Below are 26,970 nucleotides of genomic sequence, written 5' to 3' on the forward strand. Positions count from 1 at the left end.
ACATTCCTGGCCTTGGTCGTCCTGGTGAAGTTCGCGACCGCCCCCACCGCGATCGTCACCTTCGCCGCCATCGCCGCCCTCTCCTGGCGCCGAGCCTGGTGGACCCTGGCCGCGGCGATCCCCATCGGAGCCGGACTGTTCGGTCTCTCGGTACTGATCGAACCCCGCGAATGGCGCTGCTGTTCGAACTCCCCTACCTGAACCCACCCAACCCGATCACCACCGGCCACTTCGGCACCGACGAGCTGCGCGCCCTGGCCCTGACCACCGCCAACGAGGCCCTACTCGGCCCGATCATCGCCGCCCTACCCATAGCCCTGGTAGCCCTGGCCAAAACCGCCCCCACCCGCCGCAGCGCCACGGCCTGGATCGCCTTCCCCCTCTTGGCCGTGGCCACTCTCCTCGCAGGCCTGGCCGCCCAAGCCCAGTGGTTCCAGTACCACATCGTCGCCCTGGCCATCCTCGCCGCGACCACTTGGTCCCTAGCCGTCACCAGATGGCACGCCCACTACGGCCGACTCCCCTGGACCCTGGTGACCACCACAGCCATCCTCGGCATCGCGACCCCACTAGCGGTCGCCCCACCCCTCCCCTGGCGCCTGGCCCACGCCAAAGAGGTCTTCCTGGTCGCAGCCCTACTGGTCTTGGCCGCCACCGCCCTGACCGCAGTAGCCCGCACCGGCCTACGCCGCACCAGCCTCCGCCCACCCACCGCCACCGTCGTCGCCTCGGTAGCCGCCACTGCCGCCCTGGCAGTCCCCACCTGGCCGCAAAGCCCCTACTCCTACAGCAACGTCCATTCCGCCTACACCAACACCGAGCGAGTAACCACAACCCAAACCCGGCTAGCGAACATGGCCGAAGCCCACACCCTCATCGGCCCGGACACCCAAGTCATGTACCTGGCCTTCGGCGACCTGGACTACCTCCTGAACAACCCCACCACCTGCACCTACCCCTCCCCGGTCTTCCTCCAGCGCAGCACCTACCTCCCCAAAGCCGCCACCCTGGAGAGCTACCGCGAAGCCCTGGCTTGCCTGGACGACCCCAACATCCACTACCTCGTCTGGCAACCCTCCTGGTTCACCCCCAGCGCCCTCCCCCAAGACGCCCAAACCAAACTCACCACCACCTGGACCTGCCCCACCCCCCTCCCCACCCCCACCCCCGAACTCATCTACTGCCCCCGCAAGTAACCCACCCCGCACCCAGGGCAAGAAGAGGAAGAACAAGGCAAGAGGAACACGCAAGAGGAACACGGGAGCACCCCAGCCACGCTGGTTCGGCCACCAGCCGCACCGTGGGGGTCTGGGGGGTCGCCCCCCAGAAACGAAAACGGGCGACCCGGCCTGCACTTTCCGCAGGCACGGGTCGCCCGAGCACGTGGCCAGGGGCGGGGTCGAACCGCCGACCTACCGCTTTTCAGGCGGTCGCTCGTACCAACTGAGCTACCTGGCCAAGTCACACACAACCAACATCGCACTTACAACTTACACACCACAGTCCGGGGAACCATCCGCCCCCACCTACACAAAACCCCCATCCGTGCTGGTCACCTACCAGCGTATCCACGCTGGTTCCGGTGAAGCTCGCACCGTGGGGGTCTGGGGGTTCGCCCCCCAGAAGCTTCCGAGAGTTTCCCATGTCTGCGCTCTCCGCAGACATGGGACACCCAGGAAACTCGCGACCCTGACGGGACTCGAACCCGCGACCTTCGCCGTGACAGGGCGACGCGCTAACCAACTGCGCCACAGGGCCTTGCGTACTGCTCGTCTTGCCGGTCCAACCGTACTACATGGTACTTCCGTGCTCCCAACGGGATTCGAACCCGCGCTGCCGCCTTGAAAGGGCGGAGTCCTAGGCCGCTAGACGATGGGAGCCCGACCAACCAATTCCGGGCGAACCGATCGACCGCGCTTCCCGGTTCCGCTTGGGACCGCTGGGGCCCGTCCGCTTCCCTGGGAGCAACGATAGCTTAGGGCACACCCCCTGGGTCTTCCAAAACGGGTTACCCACATGGGTCCCCACCTGCGAAAACGCCGTCCGCCGCGGCCGTCGGGTGTCGATCTCGGCCCGGCCGGTCCCCCGGCGGGCCCGACGGGTGCCGGGGCGGGCCCGTCCGCGGCTGCCGCGGGCCGCTTTTCGGGGGTGATTACCCGGCCGCGAAAAAGCGCTGCGATCCCTTCCCGCGGCACCGGGCGGGGATCGCAGCGCTTCCCATTTTCGGTTGTTTTCCCGGTCTGCTGGGAATCCGTTCGCCTTCGATTGTCCCGCCCTGCCCCCAGGCCGGTGGAAATGATCTTCGAAGTCTGCGCGCAGGATTGCGTCCGGCGGCGGGACCTGGCGGTGGATCACCCGGCGCGACCGGTTCGGTCAACATCGGATGGTCGTGCCCCGATCACCTCCGGACAGCGGGAATCCCGTCCTCACCATCGATCAGACCGAGCATCTCGAGCAGTTCGCGACAGTCCTCAGCGGACTGCGCGCCCATCGCGACCGCAAGGCGGGCGCGGCGGACCTGCTCGTCGGAGACCCGGGAGCTTTCCCCGGACCGGGGTGCGGGCACGCCGGTCGAGAACGGGCCGGACCCCCCAAGACTGTCTTGCTGGAGAAGGAAACTGCGCACCTCGAGTGAACCGCTCATGGCTGCCTCCCCGGCTTTTGTTTGGCGTGAGGCTATGAGACAAGTCCCCGCGCACACAGCCCCCCGCAGAGTGAAACGCACCCCACGCTCAGTAGCCGTGCGTGATCGGTTTTCCGATCCGGGAGTCGGGATTGCCAGGAGTTCACCGATCATGCGCTCACCCGTTCGGACGGCCGCGCGGGTGATCGACACCGTCCGCACGCCGAACTCTTACCCCGTAGGGGTATCATCGCCGGTATGTCGCACACCCCGGGACCCGCGTACAGCGCCAAGAAGGACGCCCACCAGCGCAGATTACGCCGCGTGGAGGGCCAGGTGCGCGGGCTGCAGCGGATGGTCGACGAGGACTCGTACTGCATCGACGTGCTCACGCAGGTCTCCGCGGCGACCAAGGCCCTGCAGGCCTTCGCCCTGGAGCTGCTGGAGGAGCACATGGCGCACTGCGTGGTCGACGCCGCGCGCACCAGCGACGAGGCGGCCGCGGCGAAGGTCCGCGAGGCGGCCGAGGCGATCGCGCGACTGGTCAAGTCGTAGTGGCCGTGGCAACCGGTGAACCGGTTGGCAGCAGCGCCCGGGAGAACGGCACCCGGTAGACAACAGCACTACGTCAAGTCCCCACCCAGGACGAGGCGAGCACCCCACGAGAGGAAGACCCGTGTCCCTGCAGACCGTCTACACCATCTCGGGCATGACCTGCGGCCACTGCGCCGCCTCGGTGACCGAGGAGCTCTCCGGCATCACCGGCGTCTCCGACGTCGCGGTCGACCTGGCCTCCGGCGCGGTCACCGTGACCAGTTCGGACAGCCTGGACCGCGCGGACGTGGCCGCCGCCGTCACGGAGGCGGGCTACGTGCTGGCGGGCTGAGCGGCGTTCGCGCTGCTCATAGCGGTGGGAAGGCCACAGGGCAAGACGAACATCAGGTGAACATTACCGACAAGTTTTCCGCCGCAGGCTCTCCCGCGAGACGCGTGCGCGTGCAACAATCGACGGGCTGACACACCCCCGGTCAGCGCCTGTGGAGATCCCCTCCGGCCCCCGCGTTCCTCCCCCTGGCGCGGGGGCCTCTCCATTTCCGCAGGTCGGCGCGGTGCGGGCGATCAGGTTGCTATGAGCGCGATCACATCGGTCGCGACGGCGTGGCCGAACCGTTATCGTGTCCCGGTGCCTTTTCCCTCTTTTGGACGCAGCCGCACCGACCTGAAGGCGGTCGGCACCAACACGGGGCGCCACCGCACCGTCGGTCGCGAGCAGGCCGAGGAAGCCGTGCCCGACGACGAGCTCGTGTCCTACCTGGCCGCCCTGGCCCCGGACGTCGACAACGAGACCACCGCTCCCGGCCGCCGCTTCGGCAGCGCCGAGGTCTTCCAGCTCCGGCTGTCCCTCGCGGCCACCGAGCAGCTGCGCGAACTGGCCGCGTACCGCCAGACCTCCCCGATGGCCCTGGCCCAGGAATGGATCATGCAGCGGCTGGAATGGGAAGCCCAGCAGTTGCAGCGTTCCTGACCCACCGACGCCGAAAGCGCCGTCGCGTTCCCGCGCGGCTTTCCCGGCGCCCGCAGCCCACCACATCCGCACCAGTGAGCCCCGGCCAGGCGTGGCCGGGGCTCACTGGCGTTGTACGGCTTTTACAGCGGGACGACGTTCGTCGCCTGCGGGCCCTTGGTGCCCTGCCCGACCTCGAACTCGACCCGCTGGTTCTCCTCAAGGGTGCGGAAGCCCTTGCTCTGAATCTCCGAGTAGTGCACGAAGACATCGGCGCCGCCGTTGTCCTGCGCGATAAAGCCGAAGCCCTTCTCGGAGTTGAACCACTTGACAGTGCCCTGTGCCATAAACCTGCCTCCATCGCAGGAGCATGGGGTTGCACCGTGCAACCCCGGGCCGCCCCTCGGGCGATACTTCCGCCCACTGCAGCGGAAAAGCAGCGCGCCCGCGTCGTCGTTCCGCGAGCGTGAATAAAAGCACGAACACAGAAACCACGGCCTGCAACCGAAAGCGTATCGGCTCGCCCCTGGCCGCACTACTGCCTGACGGGCGCTCGGCTAGCCCAAGCGGGTGATCTCCTCAGGTACGCTCCGGAGTGGCCGCATCGCTCTCCGGAATCCTCGCGAAATCCAGCGAACGTGACATGAGTCACAAAGTACGTGGCCAACGTCCCGATGCGCCACAGCGTCGTTATGGGTGTCGGATGGCTTGTGGGGGAAGGAAACGCAGATGATCAGGCGCGGGTTCGGGGGACGGCGGCGGGTGTACCCGGTGGCACTGCTCGGCGCCGGGTTGGTCGCGGTGCTCGCGCTGAGCGGCTGCACCTCCGGTGAGACGGCGGCGGCGACGAGCGCGAGTGGCGGTGGCGGCGGCGGGAAGACCGCCGAGGCGCCGCGCAGCCAGGAGGCCAAGCTGGTCGCCACGCCCGCGGTCGACGCCAAGGACGCCAGCCCGGCCGGGCCGATCACCATGGCGGTCACCGACGGCGCGCTGCAGGCGGTCACGCTGACCAACGCGGAGGGCAAGCAGGTCAAGGGGGAGCTGGCCGCGGACAAGTCCACCTGGACGGTCACCGAGCACCTCGGCTACGGCAAGACCTACACCTGGGCGGGCAGCGCGGTCGGCGCCGACGGCGCGACCAAGCAGCTCAACGGCTCGTTCACCACGGTCAAGCCGAAGCGGCAGATGGGCGCGAGCCTGAACACCGGCGACGGCAAGACCTACGGCATCGCGATGCCGATCGCGGTCGCGTTCGACGCCCCGGTCAAGGACAGGGTCGCCGCGCAGAAGGCGATGAAGGTGGCCACCACGCCGGAGACCGAAGGCGCCTGGGCCTGGCTGGACGACCGCACCGCGCACTGGCGGCCGAAGGAGTACTACAAGCCCGGTACCACCGTCCGGGTCACGGTCGGCATCTACGGGGTGGACCTCGGCGGCGGCACCTACGGCAGCGACGACATCACCTCGTCGTTCACCATCGGCCGCTCGCAGATCGTGCGCGCCGACACCCAGACCCACCGCATGGTCGTGATCACCGACGGCACGCAGACCCAGGACTTCCCGGCGTCGATGGGCCTGGAGTCCGACCCGGGCCGGGTCACCAAGAGCGGCACGCACGTGGTCATGAGCAAGCACGCCACCTACGGCATGACCAACCCGAAGTACAACTACGAGAACGTGATGGTGCCCTGGGCCGTCCGCATCTCGAACAACGGCGAGTTCGTGCACGGCTACGCGAACTCCATCCCGCAGCAGGGCAAGCGCAACGTCTCGCACGGCTGCATCAACCTCTCGCCCGCCAACGCGAAGATCTACTACGACTCGGTGCTGCCGGGCGACCCGGTGGAGATCACCGGCAGCAACCAGCAGCTCAGCTCGGCCGACGGCGACTACTACGACTGGGCCGTGTCCTGGGACAAGTGGACGTCGATGTCGGCCACCTCGAACTGACCGCCGGGCGGGACCCGAGGGTGGCTTCCCCAGTGGAGGCCACCCCCGGTGGCGTTTCGGGGCACGTAAGGTTGATGGCCGTGGACAGCGCGGAGCCCGCGGCCGGGTACCTGGTGGTCCGCGCGTCGGGCGCGGCCGCGGCCCGGCAGGCGATGGACGCGGTGCTGCGCGGCGGACGGGTGCGGTCGGACCCGGACCAGCTGCAGGTCCTGCTGCGCGCCGCGCTCCCCAAGCTCCCCCCGGGCGGGGTGTCGTTGAGCTTCGGCGAGTGCGCGCTGCGGGTGCGCGGCGGCGAGCACCAGCCCGGCGCGGTCCTGCTGAGCGTGGCGACGAGCAAGTTGTCGGTGGGGTTCGCCGAGCTGCGGCCGCTGCTGTTCCAGCCGGTGCCGCTGGCGCGCGGGGTGCAGGCGCTGGTCGCGTCGTCGGTGGCGCACCTGCTGGCCGCCGGTGACGCGGTCGACCCGCACGGCGCCCGCGCGTACGTGATCGGCCTGGTGGAGCTGGTGCTGCGCAGCGCGCTGCGCACGGAACTGGACCGCGCGGACGCGATCGCCACCCGCCGCCGGGCCGCGGTCGACTTCATCCGCGACCACCTGGCCGACCCGGCGCTGACTGCGGCGCGCATCGCCGACGCCCTGTTCATCTCCCGGCGTAGGCTCTACCAGCTCTTCGACGACGGCGACGGCGTGTCCGGCCGGATCCGGGCCATGCGCGTCGAGCGGGCCAAGGAGCTGCTCGCCGACCCGGCACAGGCCGTGCGCGGCATCGGCGAGATCTCCCGCCAGTGCGGCTTCGCCAACGCCGCCCACTTCTCCCGCACCTTCCGCAAGGCCGTCGGCGCGACGCCCCGCGAGTTCCGCGAGCGGGTGCTCACCACCTAGCCGAAGTCCACCGACGAGACGAGTTTCCCCAGCAGGACGGCAAGTTCCAGCCAGCCGCGGCCGGTGGTCGAGTGCAGCGTGAACACGGCGAGGCGGCGGCCGTCGGGCTCGATCACGATCGCCTGGAGCTGGCAGCCGGGGGCGCGACCGGTGTCGGCGGCGGCCAGGCGTTCGGCGATGACGACGGGGTGGCCCCGCTCGGTGCGGGACTCCGTGACGTCCAGGATGTCCGGCCCGGCCGCGGCGAGGTGGCGGCGCAGGGCGTCGGCGGTGGTGGAGCCGTGGGGCTGGTCGGAGGTGGAGACCACGGCGACGAGCACGGCCGGGTCGGCGTCGGGGTGGGTGGCGACGGCGACGAGCCCGGCGCCCTCGGCGTGCGCGAGTTCGGCGGCTTCCCGCGCGGCCTGCCCGACCCCGGGGTCGTGCGCGGACTCGGGCCCGCGCCGGGCGACCATCAGCGCGGCCAGCTCGGCGGCGGTGTCGTCGACCGAGCACAGCGAGACGGGCACGATCCCGTCGACGCCCGCGAGCTTCACCTGGCCCGCTCCACGACCTCGATCACCGGACCGCCGCCCCCGGCACCGGTGGCCACGGCGGCGGCGAAGGTGCCTGCCGCGCCTGTGGACCGGGTGGGCGGTCCGGACGACAGGACCAGGCCCCCCAGGGCGGCGGAGGTCGTGGACACCCGGTCGAGCAGGGCGGCGATCGACGAGGTGGGGGACTTGGCGCGGTGTGCTGGGCGCAGCGCGTCGGCCACCTCGTCCGCCGCGCGTTCGTGGTCGGCGGCGAGGACCCGGGCCCGGCGGACCACGTCCGCCAGCCGGTCGCGCAGCGCGGTCAGCTCGGCCTCGGCCGCCGCGTGGTCCATGCCCGCCTTGGCGGCGGCGACCGGGGTGGCGGCGAGGTCGAGTTCGGTGCGGCGGGCGTGGAGGTCGTCGGTGGCGTCGCTGATCCGGTCGCGCAGCCGCGTCGCCGCGCGCTCCAGGTCGTCGGCGGCGCGCTTGCCCGCCGCCAGGGTCTGCGCCCAGGTGGTGAGCAGGTCGGCGGCCCGGCGCAGGTTCGCCGACCGGGTGTCGAGGTCGGCGGGTACCGCGTCGACGCGCCCGGCGAAGGCGTCGGCGGCGGGGCCGGTCCACCCGTCCGTGGCCGACTCGACCCGCCGCAGGTCCGGCCCGACCGCGGCCAGCGCGGCTGCCGCGGCCCGGTACTCGGCGACCACGGACATCACCGCGTCCGGGTCGCCAGGGGTCGGGTCGAAGCCGAGTCCGGGGTAACCGCTCACCGCCCGCTCCTGTCCGACGCGAGCAGCAGCGCGGCGGGGCGGATGTCGAAGGCGGGACCGATCCACCTGACCGTGGCCGACTCGACCCGCCGCGGCGCGACTGCCCGGTACTCGGCGACCGCGAACATCATCACGCCCCGGTCGCCGGGGGTGGGGTCGAGGCCCGGGTAGGCGCTCACCGCGAGTGGAACCGGTTCGCGGCGTCGGCGTCCACGTCGGCGTAGGCGCGGCCGAGGTGGGTCAGGTCGGTGGCGACGCGGGTCAGCGCCGCGTGCGCGGCGGTGACCGCCGCCTCGGTGTCCACTGTGTACTCGGTGATCGCCTGGGCGAGCCGGGCCGGACCGGTCGCCGGGGTGGTGGTGAGGCGCACGGCTTCGAGGTCGGCCACCGTCCAGCTGAGGACGGTGGCCGCCGCGGCCAGTTCACCGGGGTCGGCGGTGTAGCCGGTCACGCGCCGAAGACCGACGGGTACGCCGGGGGCAGGTCGTCGAAGAGGTCGAGGCCGTCGTCGTACTTGTTCTTGTGCTCCTCGTCCTCTTCGCGGTTCGCGCCCGCGCCGCCCATCGGCGGGTACAGGGACGAGTTGCCCGCGGCGCCGTTGCGGCCCGCCATCGCCTCGGCCGCGAAAGCCGCCGAACCGCGCGCGGCCATGCCGCTACCGGACAGAGCCCCGCCGCCGCGCTGGCCCGCGCCCGAGCCGGGGCCGAAGCCACCGCCCACGCCGTAACCGCCAGAGGCGTAGCCGCCACCCGAACCGCCGGGGCCGTAGTTGGTGCCGGGGTAGTTCGTGGTCGGCTGGTTGGTCCCGGGCACGTACCCCGGCGTGCCGGACGTGCTCGTGCCGTCGCCGGGCGGCGGGTAGGGCGGATCGTACGGGTCGTGCGGGTCGTCATCGGGATCCCGAGGCGGGCCGTCGATGATGATCACCGGCGGACGTGGGGGCCTCGGGTCGTCGCCCCCAGGGGTCTTCTCCGTGGGGGCGGTCGGGGTTTCCCTGAAGGTGACGGGCGCGCCGGGCCGGGTCGTGGTGGGCCCCGAGGAGAACTCGGGCAACCGGTCGTGCACCTGCTGGCTGCTGCTCGCGTACTCGCGCATCACCTCGACGGCCCTGGCCTTGGCCGCCTCGCGCTCGACCACCGTGCCCTGGTGGTCGTCGCTGAGCTGCTTGAGGAAGACCGCGCCGCTGGGCCCGTCGGTGATCTTGACGTCGTAGCCCCGCATGAACCAGGCCTCGCCGTAGGAGAACACCGGCTCTGGCATGTTCCGCTGCGCGTAGGACACCGCTTCGGTGTAGTTGGACAGCCCCTCGCCGACCTGGCCTGCCTTGTGCGCGGCCTCGCCCGCCCACTGGGCGAGCCGGGTGTTGGCCTCGGCGGCGCGCACGGCGGCGGGCCCGCGCCAGGAACCCAACGTGCCCTGCAGGATGTCGCGCACGTCGCTGGTGGTGCCATCGATCCGCTTGGCCAGCTCGCTCCACCGCTGGGCCTGCTGGTCCATGCGGTTCGGGTCGGCCGCCATCACCATGTCGTAGAGCACGCGGTGTTCGTAGGCGTTCCAGTTGATCTGCTCGAACCCGGCGGCCAGGTTCTCCGCGCGGGCCTGCCGGTTGGCCTCGATCTTCCGAGCGGCGCTCGCGCCGGGGTCGTGGTTGTCGGTGAAGAACTCGTGTCTGCGGTTCTGGCTGTAGCGGCGGTCCACCACGTCAGATCCTCCCCGCGCGGTTCAAGGCGTCCTTGGCCGCGTTGTCCACGGTCTCGTAGTCGGCGAGCGTGGCCCGGATCGACTCGCGCACGTCCGCCAGCTCGGTGAGGTACTTCTCGAGCACCGCGCGGACACCGCCCTCGGCGTCCGCGCGGACGCCGAACGCCTGCGCCATGCGCGCGGCGACCGGTCCCGAGCCGTCGCCCATGGGCTGCTCCAACTCGGCCGCCAGGTCGCGCTGCTTGGCCAGTTCGGCGTGCAGGTCCCCCAGCTGCGAGTACGCCTGGGACAGGGCCGCGTAGTCGACCTCCATGCCGTCCATACCGGTACCCGTGAGCCGGAAGTCACCCTGTGGATCGGCACGCACGTCCGAGTCCACATACGCCCGGTCCTGGACCTGTCGGCTCTTGGCCAACTGCTCGACCTGCTGCATGGTGCGAACGCGCGTCATGTTCCCTCTCCGCTCCGTCGCCTACCAGGGTGACCCACGGTGACTCATGGTTCTACCCCTACCCCGATCGTTGTGCACAACCGGGCACCTCACCCGCTCACGTGGACAACTCCTGACCGTAGGCGTCGGTGAAAAGATGACGTTACCCTCCACAAATGAGTGAATCGGCGACCGATACCCGCGACTCCCCAAAGCTTGCCGACAACCACACCGACCCCACCATCAAGCGCGCTGTGGCCGCCTCGGCCATGGGCAACTGCATCGAGTGGTACGACTTCGGCGTCTTCGGGTTCATGCCCGCGGTCCTCGGCGCCGTGTTCTTCGACGCGCAGACCCCGACCGAGAACGTCCTGGGCACCTTCGCGGTGCTCGCGGTGGCGTTCATCGCCCGCCCGTTCGGCGGGTTCGTCTTCGGCCCGCTCGGCGACCGCGTGGGACGGCGCAAGGTGCTGGCCACCACGATCATCCTGATGTCCGGTTCGACCTTCGCGATCGGGTTGTTCCCGTCGCACGCCGCGGTGGGCCTGCTGGCGCCGGTCCTGGTCCTGCTGGCCCGGTTGGTCCAGGGCTTCTCCGCGGGCGGCGAGTACGGCGGGGCGGCGACGTTCATGGCCGAGTACGCCCCGGACCGCAGGCGCGGCTTCCTCGGCAGCTGGCTGGAGTTCGGCTCGCTGGGCGGCTTCCTGCTCGGCGCGGGTGTGGTGACCCTGACCACGATCGCCGTGGGCGACGCGGCGATGGCCGACTGGGGCTGGCGGATCCCGTTCCTGGTCGCGGGCCCGCTCGGACTGGTCGGTCTCTACTTGCGGACGCGGCTGGAGGACACACCGCTGTTCCTGGAGGCCGCGGCGGAGGAGAAGCTGGAGTCCTCGCCGCTGGGCGCGGTGCTGCGCACGCAGTGGCGGTCGATCCTGCACCTGATCGGCTACATCGTGCTGCTCAACATCGCCGACTACGTGGTGCTGACCTACATGGAGTCCTACCTCACCGGCACGCTCGGGCTCACCGGCCGCACACCGCTGCTGGCGATCATGGCCGTGATCGCGGTGATGATGGTCATCATCCCGCCGGTCGGCGCGCTGACCGACCGGATCGGGCGCAAACCGCTGCTGTACGTCTCGTGCGCGGGGTTCCTGGTACTGCCGATCCCCGCGTTCAAGCTGATGGGGACCGGCAACCCGGTCGCGCTCGCGGTCGGCCTGGGGGTGATCGGCGTGCTGCTGACCTTCCTGCTGGCCACCATCCCGTCCGTGCTGCCCGCGATGTTCCCGACCGCCGTGCGCTACGGCGCGTTCGCCATCGGCTACAACCTGTCCACGGCGCTGTTCGCGGGCACCGCGCCGTACGTCGTGACGAAACTCGTGGACAGCACGGGAGACCAGTTGGTCCCGGCGTACTACCTGATGGGCGCCGCGCTGATCGCCGCCGTCCCCATCTACCTGCTGCCGGAGACCGCGGGCCGGTCGCTGCGCGAGGTCACCGGGAGCACCCGCCCGACCTCGGACGCGGCGGTCTGAGCAGCAGGCACGCCAGGGCGGCGGCCAGGTCGGCGACCTGCCGCGCCCGCGCCGCCTGCCGCGCGGCTTCGGCTCCGGGCCCGCGCGGGTGGTCCGGAGCCAGGTCGTCCGGGTGGGACTCGGTCACGCCGTCGAGCATGCGCGACGGCACCGGGTCCCACCCGCCCGCCTGCGCACCCGGGCACGACGGCGGCGCAAGTGGACAACCGGTGCGTGTGCGCGGCCACAACGGGGCGCGTGCTTACTCTTCAGTAGTGAGCCGTACACCCGCGCCGTGGCCGCCGGTCCCGACCGAGCTGCCCGAGCCCCACCCGGACGCCCCCGCCGCCGGCACCGACCTGCCGCCGCACTACGCCTTCTGCTTCGGCTGCGGGGACAAGCAGGGCGACGGGTTGCACCTGCGCGCGAAGGTCGGCGGTGAGCACACCATCCGCTCGCGGTTCACCGTCACCGAGGCGCACCAGGGCGCGCCGGGACTGGCCCACGGCGGCCTCCTCGCGTGCGCCTTCGACGAGGCGCTGGGCACGACCGTCGGCCACCTGCTGCGCAAGCCCGCCGTCACGGGGAAGTTGGAAACCGACTTCCTGCTACCGGTTCCGGTCGGCACCACACTGGTCATCGACGCGCACCTCGACGGCGTCGCGGGCCGGAAGGTCTACGCCAGTGCCGAAGGACGGCTGGGCGCGGACGGTCCGGTCGCGGTGCGGGCGCGGGCGCTGTTCGTTGTGGTGGAGCTCAAGCACTTCCTGGACAACGGCCGGGAAGCCGACCTGCGCGCGGTCGCGGCGGACCCGAGCCTGTTGGGATCGCGACCGGTCGAGCTCAATCCGTAGCGCTTTTACCGTGTTCGGAACCGGTCCAGACCCACATCGCCCTTACCGTGTTCGGAACCGGTCCAGTCGCACATCGGCCAAAAAGGACCGATAAGCGCTACCCCCCAGCGCCAACACCCGGTCCGGGTTCTTGCTGTCCCGCACGGCTTCGCCGAAAGCGAGCTCAACGCACTGCTGCGCCTGGGAGCGCGACGACTTCCGCCACCTAGCGGCCGGAAGGTCGAAGTCGGTCATCCGGGTCCATCTCCTACTCAAGTCGACTTTCCACCAACTCCCGGGTGGCGTCCGGGCTCATCGCCGCGGCGGTCAGACTCTCGAAGGCAAGGGAGTAGGTGGAAACGTGCTCTCTCACGAGGTAGTCCGCTGCGGTCAGACCCTCCACATAGACCAAACGGGCACGACCGTCCAACAGTTCTACGACGGTGAACGCCACACCGGCGGACGCGTGTGCGCCACCGGACAACGGTAGCGCTTGGACAGTCACGTGCGGCAGCTGCGCCACGGATAGCAGGAAAGTTAGTTGCGCTCGCATTACCTCGGGCCCGCCGACGGGCCTGCGGATGGCCTCCTCGCCGACGATCAACCGGACCCGGCAGCGCTCGTCGGTGCGGAACCGGTCGGCCCGCCGGGCGCGGTCGCGGGCCATCACATCAACCGACGACCTCGGGATGGTCACCGAGCGGGTGAGCACCGCGCGGGCGTACTCCTCGGTCTGCATCGCGCCGGGGAACATGTCGAACTGGACCATGTCCAACCGCGTCGCGCTGCGCTCCAGGTTGACGTACTTGGCCGCCCACTCGCGGACCCGGCTCGGCGGCAGCTTGCGGCGCGCCTCGGTCGCCAGCTCCTGCAACCGCTCGCCGTGGTCGGCGTCGATCCGGTAGACCGCCACGGCCCGCTCCAGGTCGCGGTCGCTGAGCTTGGCGTCACCGTGTTCGATCTTGGAGAGCTTGCCCGCCGACCACCCGAGGTCACGTGCCGCCTCCGCCTGCGACATCCCCAGTCCATCACGGACCGTCGTCAGCTCGATACCCAGCAGGATGCGTTGGACGATGGGGCCGGGGTCCGAGGAAGTCATGCCGGGCAGTCTGCCGGATACGACGACTCTCCGTATCTCTTCGTACTCCGAACGGGGCCACCTGCTCGTGCAACTGGAAATCTCCGTGTAGATTTCCACGTGCTGGTCTCGCACTGGTCGAGACAGTTCCCCTCCCAACCGCGCCGAGTGGTGGGCACCTCAGCGGCGGGGCCCGGGAGGGGTCAGCCTGCCGGGTCGCGCGTCTCCCCACTGCCCCGTGGCGGCCCGGCAGGCGACCAGCGGAAACTCCGTAGGCTTGGCGCATGTTCATGGTCGTGGTGGGGCTCGGCGTCCTGCTCCTGCACTGGTACCTCTGGCGTCGGCTCGTGCACGACACCACCCGGACGCCGCGGGCCCGGCGCGCGGGGACGGTGGTGCTGGCCGTGCTCGCCGGGCTGACCGTGGCCGGACTGGTGCTGCCGCAGGTGGTCGGGGTCGAGGTCGGGGCGTGGTTCGCCTGGCCGGGTTACCTGTGGTTCGCGGTGTTCTTCTACCTGCTGCTCATCCTGGCGGTCCTGGAACTGCCCCGGCTGGCGTTGAGGCGCTGGATGCGCAAACCCGCCGCCGCGCCGGAACCGGCGCTGGTCCCGGCCGCGGCCCCCGCCCCGGAACCGGCGCCGGAACCCGCGCCGGTCGACCTGGGCAGGCGGTTGTTCGTCGCGCGGGCGGCGGCGGTCGTGGCCGGGGCGGGCGCGTCGACCATCGTGGGCGCGGGTGTCGTGTCGGCGCTCGGGCCGCCCGAGGTGAAGCGGCTGACGGTGCCGATCACCGGCCTGGCCGAGGAACTGCGCGGGTTCCGGATCGCCGTGGTCAGCGACATCCACCTGGGGCCGCTGCTGGGCCGGGCGCACACCGAGCGCGTCGTCCGGATGCTCAACGAGACCGCGCCGGACCTGGTCGCCATGGTCGGCGACCTCGCCGACGGCACGGTCGCGGAGCTGGGCCACGCGGCGGAACCGTTGCGGGACTTGGTTTCCCGGCACGGCACGTACTTCGTGACCGGGAACCACGAGTACTACTCGGGCCACCAGCAGTGGGTCACCGAGCTGGAACGCCTCGGCCTGCACTACCTGCACAACAGCAACACCCCGATCACCCAGGGCGACAACGGTTTCACCCTGGCGGGCGTCACCGACCTCAACGGCCGCAAGTACGACGACGCGCCGAACATGATCCGCGCGCTGTCCACAAGGGACACCTCGAAGCCGACCGTGCTCCTGGCCCATCAACCGGTCCAGGTCGAGGACGCGGCCAAGCACAGCGTCGACCTCCAGCTGTCCGGCCACACCCACGGCGGCCAGCTGTGGCCGTTCCACTACGCGGTGCGCCTCTCCCAGCCCGCCGTGTCCGGCTTGTCCAAAGTGGACAAGACCTGGCTCTACGTCACCAACGGCGTCGGCAGCTGGGGCCCGCCGGTGCGGGTGGGCGCCGCACCGGACATCTCCGTCATCGAGCTGGTGCCGGACGCCTAGGTCAGCGTCCTGGGGCGGATGGCGTTCGCCTTGTCCACCAACGCGTGCCGCTGCTGCGGGCTGCCCGCCAGGCGGGCGAGCGCCCGGTAGCAGCGCTCCAACCCGAAGCGCAGCTCGCGCTCCGAGAGCTCGCAGCCGAGGACGGTGCGCTGCGGGTGGGCCGGGTTCGCCCCCGGCTTGCCCGCCTTGACCCAGCCGTACGCGGCTTCCAGCACTTCCGCCGACAGCTGGGTGCGGCGCTCGGCGTCGAGCGCGAGGCGTTCCAGGCGCTTGGCCGCGTCGTGCAGCTCGTGCTCGACGACCCTGGCCACCTCGTGCGCCCTGGCCTTGATCTTGATGGCCGCGACCTGGGCGGCGACGTGGTGGCTGGAGGTGTCCGGGACGGCCTCCAGCACCTCGATCGCACCCGCGCGACCGTCCTGCGCCAGGTACACCCGGGCCAGACCGAACGCGGCGCTGACGAACGAGCGGTCCGTGCGCCAGACCAGTTCGTAGTAGCGGGCGGCGGCGAAGTTGTCGCCCGCCAGCTCGTAGCTGACCGCGAGCGCCAGCTTCGGCGCCAGCTCGCCCGGGACCGCGTCGTAGACCCGGTCGAAGGCCTCCCGCGCGACCTGGGACGCGCGGTTGGCCAGGGCCAGCAGGCCGTGGAACCAGTCGGTGCGCCAGTCCGCCGGGGTGGCGACCAGCCTGCGGGCCGCGTCCAGCTCGGCCGCCGCCGCGCGCAGGTCGCCCAGCTCCATCCGGGCCTTCACCAGCCGCAGCCGGACCTCGATGGAGTCCTGCGGCGCGGCCAGCAGCGCGGTGACCAGTTCCGCCGGTTCGGTCGCGGTGATGCTGGCCAGCACGGCGGCGGCCGGGTCGTCGGTGTCGACCAGCGGCAGCGGCAGCACCGTGGCCACCTCGAGCGGGTCCGGGGTGGGCAGCGAGTCCGACACCACCAGGCCCGCGCCGAACGTGCGCGCCTCCAGACCGAACACAGTGGACAGTCCGGGGCGGGGCCGGTTGGTGCCCAGCGCCATGACCTCGCGCAGCACACCAGTGAGCTGGTCGGCCATCTCCTCGGCGGAGGTGAACCGGCGCGCCGGGTCGCCGTGCGTGGCCCGCTTGAGCACCCGGTGGTAGCTGCCGAACAACGCGAACAGCGGCTCGACGTCCGGGCCGGGCAGCGTGTGCTTGTAGCGGGTGGTGTAGCCGGCGAACTCGATGGAGAGCACGGCCAGGGTGCGGCCGACGGTGTAGATGTCGGAGGCGATGCTGGCGCCCTCGGTGGCGAGCTCGGGGGCGGCGTAGCCCGCGGTGAAGAACAGCGGGCTCTCGTAGTCGTCGGTCTTGCGGACCGCGCCGAGGTCGATGAGCTTGAGCTGCTCGCCCGCCTGGATCACGTTGTCCGGCTTGAGGTCGCAGTACAGCATGTCGACGCTGTGCAGGTAGCCGAGCGCGGGCAGCATCTCCAGCCCGTAGGCGATCACCTGCCCGATCGGCAGCGGCTCGGCCCGGCCCGCCTCGCGGTGGTGCTCGAGGGCGAGCTGGCGCAGCGACTGGCCGCCGACGTACTCCATCACGATGTAGCCGACCATCGAGCCGGTCTTGGGGTCCGGGTGCTCGACGAAGTTGTAGATCTTGACCACGTTCGGGTGCTCGACCTCGGCGAGGAAGCGCCGCTCGGCGACCACGGAGGCCATCGAGGTGGCGTCACCGGTGTCGATCATGCCCTTGAGCACGACCCAGCGGTCGCTGACGTTGTGGTCCTTGGCCAGGTAGATCCAGCCGAGGCCGCCGTAGGCGATGCTGCCGAGCACCTCGTACTGGCCGCCGACGAGGTCGTCGCGGAAGAGCCGGGGCCGGAAGTTGAACGCCTGGCCGCAGGTCGGGCACTCGCCCTCGGGCTCGCCCGGTGCACCGTTGGCGCCGCGGCCGACCGCGGCGCCGCAGCTGTTGCAGAACCGCTTGTTCTCCGCGACGACCGGGTTGTCCAGCACGGCGCTGGACGGGTCCTTGATCGGCACCACCGGCACCTCGACCAGCCCGGCGCCCAACCGGCCGCGACCGGACGAGCGCGACCCGGTCCGCCTGCCGGTGCCGGGGAACGCCCCGGACCCGGTGCTCGGACCGCTGTCGGTCCGGGTGAGCAGCTGCGTCTCGGGGGCGGCCTGCTCCTCGTCCTCCGGCCGCGGCGGCACGATGCTCTGCGTCAACGTGGTCTCGTTGAGCACGCTGGTCGGCTGCGGCTCGTCGTCCGCGAGCGCGGTGTCCGGCAACACCCCGGGCCGCCGGGGCGCCACGGGTGGGTACTCGACGGGGGCGAACTGCGCGGTGGCCTGGCTGTCCGGGGTCGGCCGCACGGGCTGGGAGTCCCGCCCACCGTGCCGACCGGACTGTCCACCCGGGCCGGACCGGTGCTGCCCACCGGCGGGCTGCCCCGACCGGCGCCCACCGGGGCCCGGTCGCTGCGGACCGGCCGGGAACGGCACGGCCGTGGTCGGTGCCGCGCTCGGCCCACCCACCCGGTGCTGCCCCGTGGCCTGCGCCCCACCCGGCCGCTGCCCACCGTGCGGCGACTGCCCACCGACCGGCGGACCGGCGGCTCCCCACCCCGCACCCGACGGGCCCCCGATGCCTTGCCCGGGGCCACCCGGCTGACCGGCGGACGCCTGGTCTCCAGCCTGGCCACCCGAACCCACCGGGCGATGCTGCCCAGCCGCGCTCTGCTGGCCTGGGCCATGCCCGAAAGCCGGGTGCCCGCCCTGCTGACTCGCGGGTACCTGGTCGCCTGCCCCCTGCGGCCCGCCGGATCCGCCCGGGCCATTCCGGCCTGCCGCGTTCTGCTGACCGACACCGTGCCCGGCAGACGGATGCCCGCTCTGGTCACCGGTCGCTTGCCCGCCCGGTCCCCCTGGGCGGTGCTGGCCCGGTGCGACCGGACGGTGTTGCCCGGTGCCGCCCTGCTGGCCGACGCCCTGCCCGGCGAGCGCTTGGTCCCCGGCGGGCTGCGGGCCTGCCGGACGGCGAGGGCCCGGCTGCGGTGGCCTGCCCGGGTTCGGCTGCCACCCCGGGGGCGGCTGCTCACCCGGCGGCTGCACCCGGTGCGGTCCCGACCGCACGCCCGGGGGTGGGTACTGCCCCGGTGGCGGCACCGGGAACTGGCCCGTTCCCGGCGGCGGCGGGTACGGCCCGGGAGCCGCGCCCGACCTCGGCGCGTTCGGGTGCGGGTGCGGGCCGGACGACGTCCCCGGCCCCTGCGGGCACCCCGGCACCGGGAACTGCCCCGTGGCCTGCGCGTGCCGCCCGGGTGGGGACTCCGGGGCGGGCTTGGGTTTGGGCGCCCACGGCGAGTTCTGCTGCGGCACCGGTCCACCGTTCGCCGGGACCACCGGCATGCTCTGCGAGGTCAGCCCCGGCCCCTTCGGTCCACGGGGGACCGGGCTCGGGCGGGGCGGCGCGGGCGGCGGCTCCTCGTCGGGGATGGTCACCGCCTGGGTCACGTCCGCGGCGGGTTCCTCGTCCGGAGGGGACAGTGCCGCCGAGACCGCGTCGGCCGGGGTCTCGGCCACCGGGGCCTCGACCACAGCGGGCGCGGCCACCGGAGACGCGGCCACCGGAGGAGCGGGCACCGGCGGCGTGTCGACCGGCGGCTCGACGGGAGCCGGGGCCTGCTCCGCGTCTTCCTCCAGCGTCGGCGGAGGCGGCGAGTCGAAGTGCCAGCGGGCGGGCTTCGGGGTCAGCTCGGGTTCGTCCGACTTCGGGTCGGGTCCGCCCGGCGGCGGGGTCCAGTGCGTCATGGGGCCACCTCAGTCCCGGTACCTGGCCGCCGGGGGCGCGGCGGCGGGCCCGCCCGCCTGCCCCAGCCACTTGGCGTAGCTGGCCGCCCACGAGCCGCGCGCGACCGACTGCTCCAGCACGCCGTTGACGAACCGCACCATGTCCTCGTTCTGCTTGGGGATGCCGATGCCGTAGGGCTCCTCGGTGAACCGGGGTCCCACCAGTTTGACGTTCGGGTCCTGGGCGACCATTCCCGAGAGGATGGTGTCGTCGGTCGACACGGCCGCGACCTGGCCCTGCTGCAGCATCACCAGGCAGTCCGACCAGTTGTCCACCGCCACCACCTCGGGCGGCGCGGGCGCCTCGCGCAGCTTCTGGATCGAGGTCGAGCCCTTGGCGGCGCACACCCGCTTGCCGCCGAGCTGGTCGACGCCGGTGATCGGGGACGAGCGGTCGACCACGACCCGCTGGCCCGCCACGTAGTAGGTGGCGGAGAAGTTGATGTCGACCCAGCGCGCGCAGGTGGCGGTCATGGTGCGCACGACGATGTCGACCTCGCCCTTCTTCAGCGCGTCGATGCGCTCGGCGGAGGTGATGACCTTGTACTGCACCTTGCCCGGGTCGCCGAAGATCGCCGCGGCGACGTCGCGCACGCGGTCGATGTCGAAGCCCTCCAGCGCGTTGCTGGTCGGGTTGCGGAAGCCGAACAGGAAGGTGTTCTGGTCGACGCCCGCGATGAGCCTGCCGCGGTCCTGGATGGTCTTCATGGTCGTGCCGCCCGGCATGGCGCCGGGGGCGGGCAGCGGACCGGCCGGGCGCAGGCTGGCGGCGGGGTCGCACGGCGGTACGGCCGCGGCGCTGCCGGTGGTCGTCGGCGGGTTGACCTCGACGCCCGCGGGCTGCGGCCGGTCCAGGGAGGTCACGGTGGCCAGGTCGACGGGCTTGCCGCTGACCGAGCAGGCGGTGAGCAGCAGGGCGGGTACGGCCAGCGCGACGGCCGCGAGCGCGCGCACCCGGTGTCCGGTGATCATCGGTACTCCCGCAGTCGTTCCCGGATGCCCAGGGTGATGCCCGCCGCCGCGACCAGGGCGAGCACGGCGACACCGGGCACCAGGCCGGTCAGCGCCCCGCCCGCCTTGGTGGTCTTGGTGAAGAACTCCTCGCGGCCCGCGTTCAGCGCCGTGAGCAGGTTCTTGTCGAGCTTGCCGAACGCGGTGGCGGAGCTGTTCGGCTCGGCGCCGATGGCGGTCTTGACCGCGTCCTCGTACTGGCCGCCCTCGTCCAGCTCGCGGATCCGGCGGTGCGCGTCCGCCCAGGCCGCGGCGTTGTCCACGGCCTGCTGCACCTCGCCGGTCGCGGCGTCGCCGGAGGCCAGGGCCTTGGCCTGGCGCAGCAGGTTCTGCTCGCCGTCGCCGACCAGGGTCGCGGCCAGCTGCTGCCACTCCTGCTCGTAGCCGGGGCCGTCGCCGCGGGCGACCAGGGTCAGCGTCTCGTCGGCGCGGCACTTGAGCGAGTTGATCCTGGCCTGGACCAGCACGTCCACCTGCTGCGAGCCGTTGCGCTCGGCGTCGGCGACGTGCCCGGACATCAGCAGCAGCGCGGTCGCGCCCCAGACCAGCGACACGAGCACGGCGGCGCTGGCCACGACCAGCCCGACGTTGAGCAGCCGGTTGGTTTTGCGGGTCAGGTAGCGCTGGGTCGCCACCAGGGCCGCGACCAGCAGGACCACCAGCGCGATCACCACCCACGGCACCGAGCGGGCGGACTCCTGCTCGGTCTGCAGCCGGTCGTAGTCGATCTCGTACAGCTTCTCCGCGGCGGGCAGCAGCTTGGACCGCATCAGCGCGGACGCCTCGCGCAGGTAGGCGGCACCGGCCGGGAAGCCCTGGCGGTTGTTGGCCCGGGCGGTCTCGACCAGCCCCGAGTACACCGGCAGCTGCTGGCTCAGCACCTCGACCTGGGCGCTGGCCAGCGGGTCGCCGCCGACGTCGGTGGACGCCTTGGCCAGCGCGCTGCCCGCCTGGGCGATGTCGAACTCGTAGCGGGTGCGCAGCTCGGCGGGCTCGACGCCACCGGAGAGGAAGGCGCTGGCCGCGGTCGCGTCCGCGTCGGAGAGCGATCGGAAGATCTGCTGCGCGGCGGCGGCCAGCGGCTCGCGGTGCGCGACCAGGTCGTCGAGGGTGTCGCGCTTGGCCTGCAGGGTCAGCGCGGCCACGATGCCGGTGACCGCGGTGACCAGCAGCAGGGCGACCGCGACCAGCGACAGCCTGCCCGGGGTCGTCACCGCGGACCTGGTGACCCGGCCGACGGGCCCGGTCCGGGCGTCGGCAGGCCGTTCCGGCGTGACCGTCACCACGGGGTTCTCCCCAACCGCACGAGCACGCCCGCCCTCCACCTCCGCTGCCTGGTCGGACCTGAACTTAGTGGAGTAGGTTCGACCGGACCACCATGTCCGACACAGCCGGTCACCAGCACTGTCCCACTTGTGCGCGGTGTAGTCGCTCGGTTGCTGTCTGGTTCCAGGGGACCCCGGTTTGAGACCGTGGTCACATGAACAGTGAGCACAGCATGCAGCGGATCGCGACGTTCTGCGGACAGTGCGACTGTGGCTGCCCGGAACTGTGGGTGGACCCGGACGCGCCGGAAGAGCGCCGGGTGGTGATCACCGATGACCACGGTCAGCGGATCCAGATGAGCATGGGGCAACTCGGCGACCTCGTGGGCGACGTGAAGGGCGGCGTCCTCGACGGACTGCTGGCGGGCAGCAGGTAACCGGGGCGCGGTGGCGGTACCGACATGGCTCGGCTGGGTGCTCACGGCGGCGTTCCTCGGGATCGCCGGGTACAGCGCCGCCCGGCTCGTCGCCGCCAACCGGCGATCCGATTACACCGGCCGCGAGCGGGCGGTGGACCTCGCGCACGCGCTGATGGCCCTCGGTATGGCGGTGATGTGCTCGCCGATCGGCGGCCCACTGCCCCCGGCCGGGTGGCAGGCGGTGTTCGCACTGGTCACTGCCTGGTTCCTGGGTGCCGCGCTGCTCGGTGGCAGGGGCGGGGCGAGCTGGCACGGGGGTGACTGGCAGCACGCCGTCGCGGGACTGGCCATGCTCTACATGCTCACCGCCGGGTCGCACACGGCGCACGCCATGTCCTCGGCTTGGTTCGAGCCCCATTTCGAGCCGCACGGCAACGAGGTAGCGCTACCGCTGCTCGGTTGGCTGTTCGTGGCGTTCTTCGCGTTCCAGGCCCTCTGGCTCGGCCGGGCGCTCGTCGCCGGTCGGACCGCCGACCAGGGGATCCTCGCCGACCGGCGAGTCGCCGCTGTGTGCCAGCTCGTCATGGCCCTCGGCACCGGCTACCTGATCCTGGTGATGCTGTAGCCGACCGGCCAGCAGCATCGCGCCCACCCCCAGCACGGCCAGCAGCGCGAACGCGGCCCTCGGCGCGTCGAGCAGGGTCCCGACGAGCGCCGACGCGGCGATGCCGCCCGCGTTGCCCGCGGTCCACACCAGCGCGGTGATCGGCCCGGCGGCCGGTGACCCGTCGCGCTCGACCAGTGCCAGGGCGACCGGGAGCGCGGCGAGCAGCAGGAAACCCAGCGGGACGGACGCGGCGAAGCCCGTGGCCATCGGCGCGAGGCCGAACAGCAGGCAGGCGACGGCGGTCACCGCGCCGGTCGCCTGGATGACGCGGGCCTCCAACGCCTTCCGAACGGCGAACGGCGGTACCACGATCGAGCCGACGACACCCGCCACCAGCATGACGAGCAGCAGCAGGCCCGTGGTGTCGGCGCGCAGGCCTGCCGGGGCGAGCAGCGGCTCCAGCCAGGTGGCCAACGCGACGAAGATGCCCATACCGAGGAAGACGACGCCGGAGAGCGTAAGAACGCCTGGTCGACGCCACACCTCACGTAGTTGTGGCGCGGTGGCGACGGTGTGCGGTGGTGGGACTCGTAGTGCGACGAGGGCGGCTATTCCGGCGACGACGGAGATGGCGGTACCGATGACTACGGCGGTGTTGACGTCGTTGGCGGCCGTACCGATCCCGATCGCCACGATCATGCCCAGGTAGGTGGCGCCCGCCCCGATGGCGATGCCGAGCGGCCGGTCTCGCGGGTCGAGGTACGCGGCGGCCACGCGCGTGATGGCGTTGGCCAGGATCGGTTGGGCGACGGCGGCGAGGGTCTGGCCGACGAGCGCGGCCCAGTAGGCGTCGTCGACCAGGCGCACCGCGGCGCCGACCGCGACCAGCGCGGCACCGACGGCGAGGGTGGGTCGGAAGCGGTGGTCGAGTGCGCGGCCCGCGGGGACCGACAGGAGCACGAAGAGCAGGGGGAACAGGTTCGCCAGCCAGCCGACGGCCTGCTCGTCGACCCCGAAGTGGACGGCGGCGGCGGTGGTCAGCGGGGTGTAGCCCAGCCAGCAGACCTGTGTGGCCACGCCGACCCCGGCGAAAGCGGCCACGACCGGCCAGCGGCTCCGAGACATGCGGAGCAGTCTGAATCCGATTCACGTCCGCGTCAACGATGGTCCTTACACAACCCGAACACCGGGGCAGGCAACACCTTTACCCCCGTCGGCCAGGGTGGTCACCAGAACACCCGAACGAGGAGGTAGGCGATGTTCGCGAGGTCGGCAGCGGTGGTCGCGGCGGTCGTGGGACTGGGGATCACGGGAGCCGGGGTCGCCGCGGCGCAGCCCAGCACGCCGGTCACCATCACGCTGAGCCCGGAGCAGGTGGGCAAGATCTGCCAGCAGCGGATCCCGCGGATCGAGCAGCGGGTCACGAAGCTGACGGAGCGGATCAACGGCGGAGCCGAGGTGCGGGGCTCGGTGGCGTGGCTCAAGGCACGCGCCGAGAAGGAGCGCGCGGCGGGGCGGGAGACCACCGCGCAGGTGTTGGAGGAGCGCGCGGAGAAGCGGGCCGGGCGCGTGGACCAGCTGAACCAGGCCAAGCAGCGGGCGGCGGACTTCAAGACCAAGTACTGCGGCGGCAAGTGATGCGGCGCGCGTTGCTGGTCGCGGTGGCGCTGCTGGCCTGCGTCGGCTGCCAGGGGCGGGCCGAGCCGTCGCCCGCGCCGTCCCCGGACAGCGGGTCGGTGGAGATCGGGCAGATCGAGTCTACTTTGGACAGCGTGGAGACGGAGCTGTCCGGGGACTGAGTTGTCCACATGCGCCGGAGTTGTCCACAGGGATCCGGTCCTGGTTGTTCCGGGCCCGCCGGGTCGGCAGGATTCAGGTTGCCGCCCAGGCGAAGGAGGTTCGGACGATGGAGGCAGGGCGCGGGCTCGTGCTGGTCGTGGAGGACGACCGCGCGATCACCGAACTCGTGGCGCTGTACCTGCGCCGCGACGGCTTCGGCGTGCACCTGGAGGCCGACGGCCCGGGCGCGCTGTCCGCGCTGCGGCGGCTGCGCCCGGTCGCGGTCGTCCTGGACATCGGCCTACCGGGCATGGACGGCGTCGAGGTGTGCAAGCGCATGCGCGCCGAAGGCGACTGGACACCGGTCCTGTTCGTCACGGCCCGGGACGACGAGGTGGACCGCGTACTGGGGCTCGAACTGGGCGCGGACGACTACGTCACCAAGCCGTTCAGCCCGCGTGAGCTCGTCGCCCGGGTCCGCACGGTGCTGCGCCGCGCCGCCAACCCGGCGGGCGGGGAGGTGCTGCGCGCGGGTGACACCCGGGTCGACCTGGGCAGCCGCCGGGTGTGGACGGAGACGGGCGAGGTCCACCTGACGTCCACCGAGTTCGACCTGCTGGCCCACCTCCTGCGCCGCCCGGGCCAGGTCTACGACCGGGCCCAACTCCTCAGCGCCGTGTGGGGGTACGAGGCCGCGGCGGGCACCCGCACGGTCGACGTCCACATCGCCCAACTCCGCGCCAAACTGGGCCCGACGAACCCCATCCGCACCATCCGCGGCATCGGCTACGCCGCCGACCTGTGACATGGCCGAGGCTCAGCGTGAACCGCACAGTCGGCGAGACCGGCGCGATCTCGCGGTGGAGGTGAGGGTGGTGTCCTCCAACCACGGGTAGCGTCCGGTATCGCGACATCCGCTGCGGTTGAACGCTCCTTCACCTGGTCCGAGCAGCAGAGGAGGCGGGTGTGAAGAACTCGCTGACGGCGCGGATCACCGTGTTGTGCCTGGTGGTCGCCGGGGTGGTGGCGGTGCTCGGCGGGCTGATCTCGGCGCGGCTGGTGATCAGCACGGCGCAGCAGGTCAGCCAGCAGACGCTGGCCGACCAGGCCGACGTGTTCGCGGGCCAGTTCGCCGACCAGCGCCTCGGCCTGCGGCGGATGATCGAGGTGCTGCACGGGCAGGGGGTCGCCGTCGTGCAGGCCCGGGTCAACGGGGTGGTGGTCAGCGGCGACGCCACGGCCGAGCGGGCGGCCCGGCAGGCGGGGCTGCTCGACGTCACCGGCGCCGCCCACCGCACGGTCGAGCTGAACGGTCGGACGCTGCTGGTCGAGCTGCGACCCGTCGACCAGCGCGGGGCGATCGCGCTGGTGCGGGAGGCGGAGACGGCGAAGGGCGCGGGCCGCAAGCTGATCGCCAACATCGTCGTCGCGCTCGGCATCGGCCTGCTGGTCGCGGCCGTCGCAGGCACCTTCCTGGCCCGGCTCCTGGCCCGACCACTGCGGCGGACGGCCACCGTCGCGTACTCGATGACCCACGGCCGACGGGACCTGCGGGTGCCGGTCGAGGGCCCGCGCGAGGTCGCGGAGGTGGCCACGGCGGTCAACGACCTCTCCGACGCCTTGCGGCGCAGCGAGTCCCGACAACGCGAGTTCCTGCTCTCGATCTCACACGAGCTGCGCACCCCCCTGACCGCCGTGAAGGGCTTCGCCGAGTCCCTCTCCGACAGCGTGGTCACCGGCGACGCCGTCCCGGCTGCGGCCCGCACCATCGAACGCGAAGCCGACCGCCTCGACCGCCTCGTCAGCGACCTCCTGGACCTGGCCCGCCTGGGCGCGGACGACTTCCGCCTGGACATGGTCCCCACCGACCTGGTCGCCTTCGCCAAGGAGTGCGCCGAGGTCTGGGCACCCCGCTGTGAGAGCGCGGGCGTCACCTTCCGACTGGAGACACCGCCCGCCCCCATCCACGTCTCCGCCGACCCCCGCCGCCTCCGCCAGGTGATCGATGGCCTGGCCGCCAACGCCCTCCGCGCCACCCCACCGAACCGCCCCATCGTCCTGGCCCTGACCACCACCCCCACCCACGCCACCCTCGCCCTCCGCGACGGCGGCCCGGGCCTGGCCCCGGACGAGTACGCGATGGCCTTCGAGAAGGGGCTCCTCAACACCCGCTACTCGGGCTCCCGCCCCGTCGGCACGGGTATCGGCCTGGCCCTGGTCCACGGGCTGGTCACCAGGATGGGCGGCACCATCACCGCGGGCCCCGCCCCCGAAGGCGGCGCGGCCTTCACAGTCCAGCTACCGCACTCCGTCCCCCAGCCACCCCCATGACCGCGCCGCCCCTCTCCCGCACTCCCCCTCTCCCCCTCTCCCGCACTCCCGCACTCCCGCACTCCCGCACTCCCGCACTCCGAAGGTGTAGGTGCCGTTGGGCCCCGGCGCCAGGGAGCAACCCGCCGACTCCCCGACCGCACCGCGATCCGGTGACAGACCAGGCACCCACGGCAACGCCGGATTTCGGCTCCGACGTACCTGGGCGGGGAAGACACGACGGCATGAACCAGACCGGCGACCAGCTCGCACACCTGCGGCGCCGGGATCGAGGACAGCTGATTTCAGCGCTCAGCAGACGAGGCGCGGGGCCGGTCTGACGGCGGTGCCCACGCCAGCCCGGACCGAGCTGACCGTGAGGTGCCAAACCAGGTGGCGCGGTGCGGTGGCGGACTCGAAGCAGCTGCGGCTGTTGTTGCTGACGATCAACACCGGTCGCCCGGGATCA

The 26,970-nt window shown here is 71.9% G+C and carries 30 protein-coding genes, 3 tRNA genes and 1 pseudogene; 16 read left to right on the top strand and 18 right to left on the bottom strand.

What is annotated here, in order from left to right; genetic code table 11:
* The first annotated feature begins 12 nt into the window (after nucleotides 1-12).
* Together V5P93_RS35425 and V5P93_RS35430 are read left to right on the top strand one after the other, a co-directional pair.
* Nucleotides 13-201, top strand: a complete 189-nt coding sequence (locus V5P93_RS35425) for a hypothetical protein (protein WP_104481877.1) — start codon at nucleotides 13-15, stop codon at nucleotides 199-201.
* The gene (locus V5P93_RS35430) at nucleotides 171-1,196 is read left to right on the top strand and encodes a hypothetical protein (RefSeq protein ID WP_374065126.1); all 1,026 of its coding nucleotides are present in this window, start codon (nucleotides 171-173) and stop codon (nucleotides 1,194-1,196) included. Before V5P93_RS35425 ends, V5P93_RS35430 begins: the two co-directional genes overlap by 31 nt.
* A 188-nt stretch (nucleotides 1,197-1,384) precedes the next feature.
* Here the strand turns inward: V5P93_RS35430 and V5P93_RS35435 are convergent.
* From V5P93_RS35435 to V5P93_RS35450, 4 genes are all read right to left on the bottom strand, one after another.
* Nucleotides 1,385-1,458 (bottom strand) — tRNA-Phe (locus tag V5P93_RS35435).
* Between the two features lie 226 nt (nucleotides 1,459-1,684).
* Nucleotides 1,685-1,758 (bottom strand) — tRNA-Asp (locus V5P93_RS35440).
* 49 nt (nucleotides 1,759-1,807) lie between these two features.
* Nucleotides 1,808-1,880, bottom strand: a tRNA-Glu gene (locus V5P93_RS35445).
* A gap of 518 nt (nucleotides 1,881-2,398) precedes the next feature.
* On the bottom strand, nucleotides 2,399-2,644 hold the full coding sequence (locus tag V5P93_RS35450; RefSeq protein ID WP_104481875.1) for a hypothetical protein: 246 nt from the start codon (nucleotides 2,642-2,644) through the stop codon (nucleotides 2,399-2,401).
* Between the two features lie 237 nt (nucleotides 2,645-2,881).
* On the opposite strand from V5P93_RS35450, the gene V5P93_RS35455 reads away from it, so the two are divergent.
* The 3 genes from V5P93_RS35455 (at nucleotide 2,882) to V5P93_RS35465 (ending at nucleotide 4,148) form a co-directional block, all read left to right on the top strand.
* A complete protein-coding gene (locus V5P93_RS35455; protein WP_104481874.1) occupies nucleotides 2,882-3,178 on the top strand; it encodes a metal-sensitive transcriptional regulator in 297 nt (98 codons plus the stop codon).
* A gap of 121 nt (nucleotides 3,179-3,299) precedes the next feature.
* Nucleotides 3,300-3,509, top strand: coding sequence for a heavy-metal-associated domain-containing protein (locus tag V5P93_RS35460; protein ID WP_181043768.1), 210 nt, complete (start codon nucleotides 3,300-3,302; stop codon nucleotides 3,507-3,509).
* A 297-nt stretch (nucleotides 3,510-3,806) separates the two neighbouring features.
* A complete protein-coding gene (locus V5P93_RS35465; RefSeq protein ID WP_104481945.1) occupies nucleotides 3,807-4,148 on the top strand; it encodes a hypothetical protein in 342 nt (113 codons plus the stop codon).
* A gap of 122 nt (nucleotides 4,149-4,270) precedes the next feature.
* Here the strand turns inward: V5P93_RS35465 and V5P93_RS35470 are convergent, their stop codons facing one another.
* The gene (locus tag V5P93_RS35470; protein ID WP_026425160.1) at nucleotides 4,271-4,474 is read right to left on the bottom strand and encodes a cold-shock protein; all 204 of its coding nucleotides are present in this window, start codon (nucleotides 4,472-4,474) and stop codon (nucleotides 4,271-4,273) included.
* A 382-nt stretch (nucleotides 4,475-4,856) separates the two neighbouring features.
* Here V5P93_RS35470 and V5P93_RS35475 point away from each other — a divergent pair, with 382 nt between their 5' ends.
* Together V5P93_RS35475 and V5P93_RS35480 are read left to right on the top strand one after the other, a co-directional pair.
* Nucleotides 4,857-6,077: an Ig-like domain-containing protein gene (locus V5P93_RS35475; RefSeq protein WP_104481873.1), complete on the top strand. Its 1,221-nt coding sequence runs from the start codon at nucleotides 4,857-4,859 to the stop codon at nucleotides 6,075-6,077.
* A 74-nt stretch (nucleotides 6,078-6,151) separates the two neighbouring features.
* Nucleotides 6,152-6,958 (top strand): helix-turn-helix transcriptional regulator, encoded by an 807-nt coding sequence (locus V5P93_RS35480; RefSeq protein ID WP_104481872.1) that lies wholly within the window; start codon nucleotides 6,152-6,154, stop codon nucleotides 6,956-6,958.
* On the opposite strand, the gene V5P93_RS35485 is transcribed toward V5P93_RS35480, so the two are convergent.
* From V5P93_RS35485 to V5P93_RS35510, 6 genes are read right to left on the bottom strand one after another with little or no spacing between them, the layout of a single operon-like run.
* The gene (locus V5P93_RS35485) at nucleotides 6,955-7,494 is read right to left on the bottom strand and encodes a hypothetical protein (RefSeq protein WP_104481871.1); all 540 of its coding nucleotides are present in this window, start codon (nucleotides 7,492-7,494) and stop codon (nucleotides 6,955-6,957) included. The two genes, V5P93_RS35480 and V5P93_RS35485, sit on opposite strands and share 4 nt — an antisense overlap.
* Nucleotides 7,491-8,240, bottom strand: coding sequence for a hypothetical protein (locus tag V5P93_RS35490; RefSeq protein WP_104481870.1), 750 nt, complete (start codon nucleotides 8,238-8,240; stop codon nucleotides 7,491-7,493). Before V5P93_RS35490 ends, V5P93_RS35485 begins: the two co-directional genes overlap by 4 nt.
* Nucleotides 8,237-8,419, bottom strand: a complete 183-nt coding sequence (locus V5P93_RS35495) for a hypothetical protein (protein ID WP_104481869.1) — start codon at nucleotides 8,417-8,419, stop codon at nucleotides 8,237-8,239. Before V5P93_RS35495 ends, V5P93_RS35490 begins: the two co-directional genes overlap by 4 nt.
* A complete protein-coding gene (locus V5P93_RS35500; RefSeq protein WP_104481868.1) occupies nucleotides 8,416-8,691 on the bottom strand; it encodes a hypothetical protein in 276 nt (91 codons plus the stop codon). The genes V5P93_RS35495 and V5P93_RS35500 overlap by 4 nt, the downstream gene beginning before the upstream one ends.
* Nucleotides 8,688-9,941, bottom strand: a complete 1,254-nt coding sequence (locus V5P93_RS35505; RefSeq protein WP_104481867.1) for a WXG100 family type VII secretion target — start codon at nucleotides 9,939-9,941, stop codon at nucleotides 8,688-8,690. Before V5P93_RS35505 ends, V5P93_RS35500 begins: the two co-directional genes overlap by 4 nt.
* A gap of 1 nt (nucleotide 9,942) precedes the next feature.
* A complete protein-coding gene (locus V5P93_RS35510) occupies nucleotides 9,943-10,392 on the bottom strand; it encodes a type VII secretion target (RefSeq protein WP_104481866.1) in 450 nt (149 codons plus the stop codon).
* 155 nt (nucleotides 10,393-10,547) lie between these two features.
* On the opposite strand from V5P93_RS35510, the gene V5P93_RS35515 reads away from it, so the two are divergent.
* The gene (locus V5P93_RS35515) at nucleotides 10,548-11,909 is read left to right on the top strand and encodes an MFS transporter (RefSeq protein WP_245931599.1); all 1,362 of its coding nucleotides are present in this window, start codon (nucleotides 10,548-10,550) and stop codon (nucleotides 11,907-11,909) included.
* Here V5P93_RS35515 and V5P93_RS35520 read toward each other — a convergent pair.
* Complete coding sequence (locus V5P93_RS35520; RefSeq protein WP_181043767.1) at nucleotides 11,869-12,036, bottom strand: hypothetical protein; 168 nt, start codon at nucleotides 12,034-12,036, stop codon at nucleotides 11,869-11,871. The two genes, V5P93_RS35515 and V5P93_RS35520, sit on opposite strands and share 41 nt — an antisense overlap.
* Before the next feature lie 127 nt (nucleotides 12,037-12,163).
* On the opposite strand from V5P93_RS35520, the gene V5P93_RS35525 reads away from it, so the two are divergent.
* Nucleotides 12,164-12,742, top strand: a complete 579-nt coding sequence (locus V5P93_RS35525) for a PaaI family thioesterase (RefSeq protein ID WP_245931598.1) — start codon at nucleotides 12,164-12,166, stop codon at nucleotides 12,740-12,742.
* A 42-nt stretch (nucleotides 12,743-12,784) separates the two neighbouring features.
* On the opposite strand, the gene V5P93_RS35530 is transcribed toward V5P93_RS35525, so the two are convergent.
* Together V5P93_RS35530 and V5P93_RS35535 are read right to left on the bottom strand one after the other, a co-directional pair.
* A complete protein-coding gene (locus V5P93_RS35530; protein ID WP_104481863.1) occupies nucleotides 12,785-12,976 on the bottom strand; it encodes a DUF397 domain-containing protein in 192 nt (63 codons plus the stop codon).
* A gap of 13 nt (nucleotides 12,977-12,989) precedes the next feature.
* Nucleotides 12,990-13,820, bottom strand: a complete 831-nt coding sequence (locus V5P93_RS35535) for a helix-turn-helix transcriptional regulator (RefSeq protein WP_146108265.1) — start codon at nucleotides 13,818-13,820, stop codon at nucleotides 12,990-12,992.
* Nucleotides 13,821-14,083: 263 nt separating this feature from the next.
* On the opposite strand from V5P93_RS35535, the gene V5P93_RS35540 reads away from it, so the two are divergent.
* Nucleotides 14,084-15,292, top strand: coding sequence for a metallophosphoesterase (locus tag V5P93_RS35540; protein WP_104481861.1), 1,209 nt, complete (start codon nucleotides 14,084-14,086; stop codon nucleotides 15,290-15,292).
* Here V5P93_RS35540 and V5P93_RS35545 read toward each other — a convergent pair.
* From V5P93_RS35545 to V5P93_RS35555, 3 genes are all read right to left on the bottom strand, one after another.
* Nucleotides 15,289-17,763, bottom strand: a complete 2,475-nt coding sequence (locus V5P93_RS35545) for a tetratricopeptide repeat protein (protein ID WP_374066619.1) — start codon at nucleotides 17,761-17,763, stop codon at nucleotides 15,289-15,291. The two genes, V5P93_RS35540 and V5P93_RS35545, sit on opposite strands and share 4 nt — an antisense overlap.
* 1,317 nt (nucleotides 17,764-19,080) lie before the next feature.
* On the bottom strand, nucleotides 19,081-20,082 hold the full coding sequence (locus V5P93_RS35550; RefSeq protein ID WP_104481860.1) for a glutamate ABC transporter substrate-binding protein: 1,002 nt from the start codon (nucleotides 20,080-20,082) through the stop codon (nucleotides 19,081-19,083).
* Complete coding sequence (locus tag V5P93_RS35555; protein WP_104481859.1) at nucleotides 20,079-21,407, bottom strand: hypothetical protein; 1,329 nt, start codon at nucleotides 21,405-21,407, stop codon at nucleotides 20,079-20,081. The genes V5P93_RS35550 and V5P93_RS35555 overlap by 4 nt, the downstream gene beginning before the upstream one ends.
* A gap of 194 nt (nucleotides 21,408-21,601) precedes the next feature.
* On the opposite strand from V5P93_RS35555, the gene V5P93_RS35560 reads away from it, so the two are divergent.
* Nucleotides 21,602-21,823 (top strand): hypothetical protein, encoded by a 222-nt coding sequence (locus V5P93_RS35560; protein ID WP_104481858.1) that lies wholly within the window; start codon nucleotides 21,602-21,604, stop codon nucleotides 21,821-21,823.
* Nucleotides 21,824-21,833: 10 nt separating this feature from the next.
* Nucleotides 21,834-22,430: a DUF5134 domain-containing protein gene (locus V5P93_RS35565; protein WP_146108264.1), complete on the top strand. Its 597-nt coding sequence runs from the start codon at nucleotides 21,834-21,836 to the stop codon at nucleotides 22,428-22,430.
* Nucleotides 22,431-22,535: 105 nt separating this feature from the next.
* On the opposite strand, the pseudogene V5P93_RS35570 reads toward V5P93_RS35565, so the two are convergent.
* A pseudogene (locus tag V5P93_RS35570) lies at nucleotides 22,536-23,537 on the bottom strand (MFS transporter); the annotation flags it as partial.
* Between the two features lie 132 nt (nucleotides 23,538-23,669).
* Between V5P93_RS35570 and V5P93_RS35575 the strand changes: the two are divergent.
* The 4 genes from V5P93_RS35575 (at nucleotide 23,670) to V5P93_RS35590 (ending at nucleotide 26,522) form a co-directional block, all read left to right on the top strand.
* A complete protein-coding gene (locus tag V5P93_RS35575; protein WP_104481856.1) occupies nucleotides 23,670-24,050 on the top strand; it encodes a hypothetical protein in 381 nt (126 codons plus the stop codon).
* Nucleotides 24,050-24,211, top strand: a complete 162-nt coding sequence (locus tag V5P93_RS35580; RefSeq protein WP_181043766.1) for a hypothetical protein — start codon at nucleotides 24,050-24,052, stop codon at nucleotides 24,209-24,211. The genes V5P93_RS35575 and V5P93_RS35580 overlap by 1 nt, the downstream gene beginning before the upstream one ends.
* A 107-nt stretch (nucleotides 24,212-24,318) precedes the next feature.
* Nucleotides 24,319-24,996 (top strand): response regulator transcription factor, encoded by a 678-nt coding sequence (locus tag V5P93_RS35585; RefSeq protein ID WP_104481855.1) that lies wholly within the window; start codon nucleotides 24,319-24,321, stop codon nucleotides 24,994-24,996.
* A 161-nt stretch (nucleotides 24,997-25,157) separates the two neighbouring features.
* Nucleotides 25,158-26,522 carry a cell wall metabolism sensor histidine kinase WalK gene (locus tag V5P93_RS35590; protein ID WP_104481854.1) on the top strand — a complete coding sequence of 455 codons (1,365 nt, stop codon included), beginning with the start codon at nucleotides 25,158-25,160 and terminating at the stop codon, nucleotides 26,520-26,522.
* The last annotated feature ends 448 nt before the right edge of the window (nucleotides 26,523-26,970 follow it).

Source organism: Actinokineospora auranticolor, from assembly GCF_041897805.1.
Lineage (GTDB): Bacteria > Actinomycetota > Actinomycetes > Mycobacteriales > Pseudonocardiaceae > Actinokineospora > Actinokineospora auranticolor.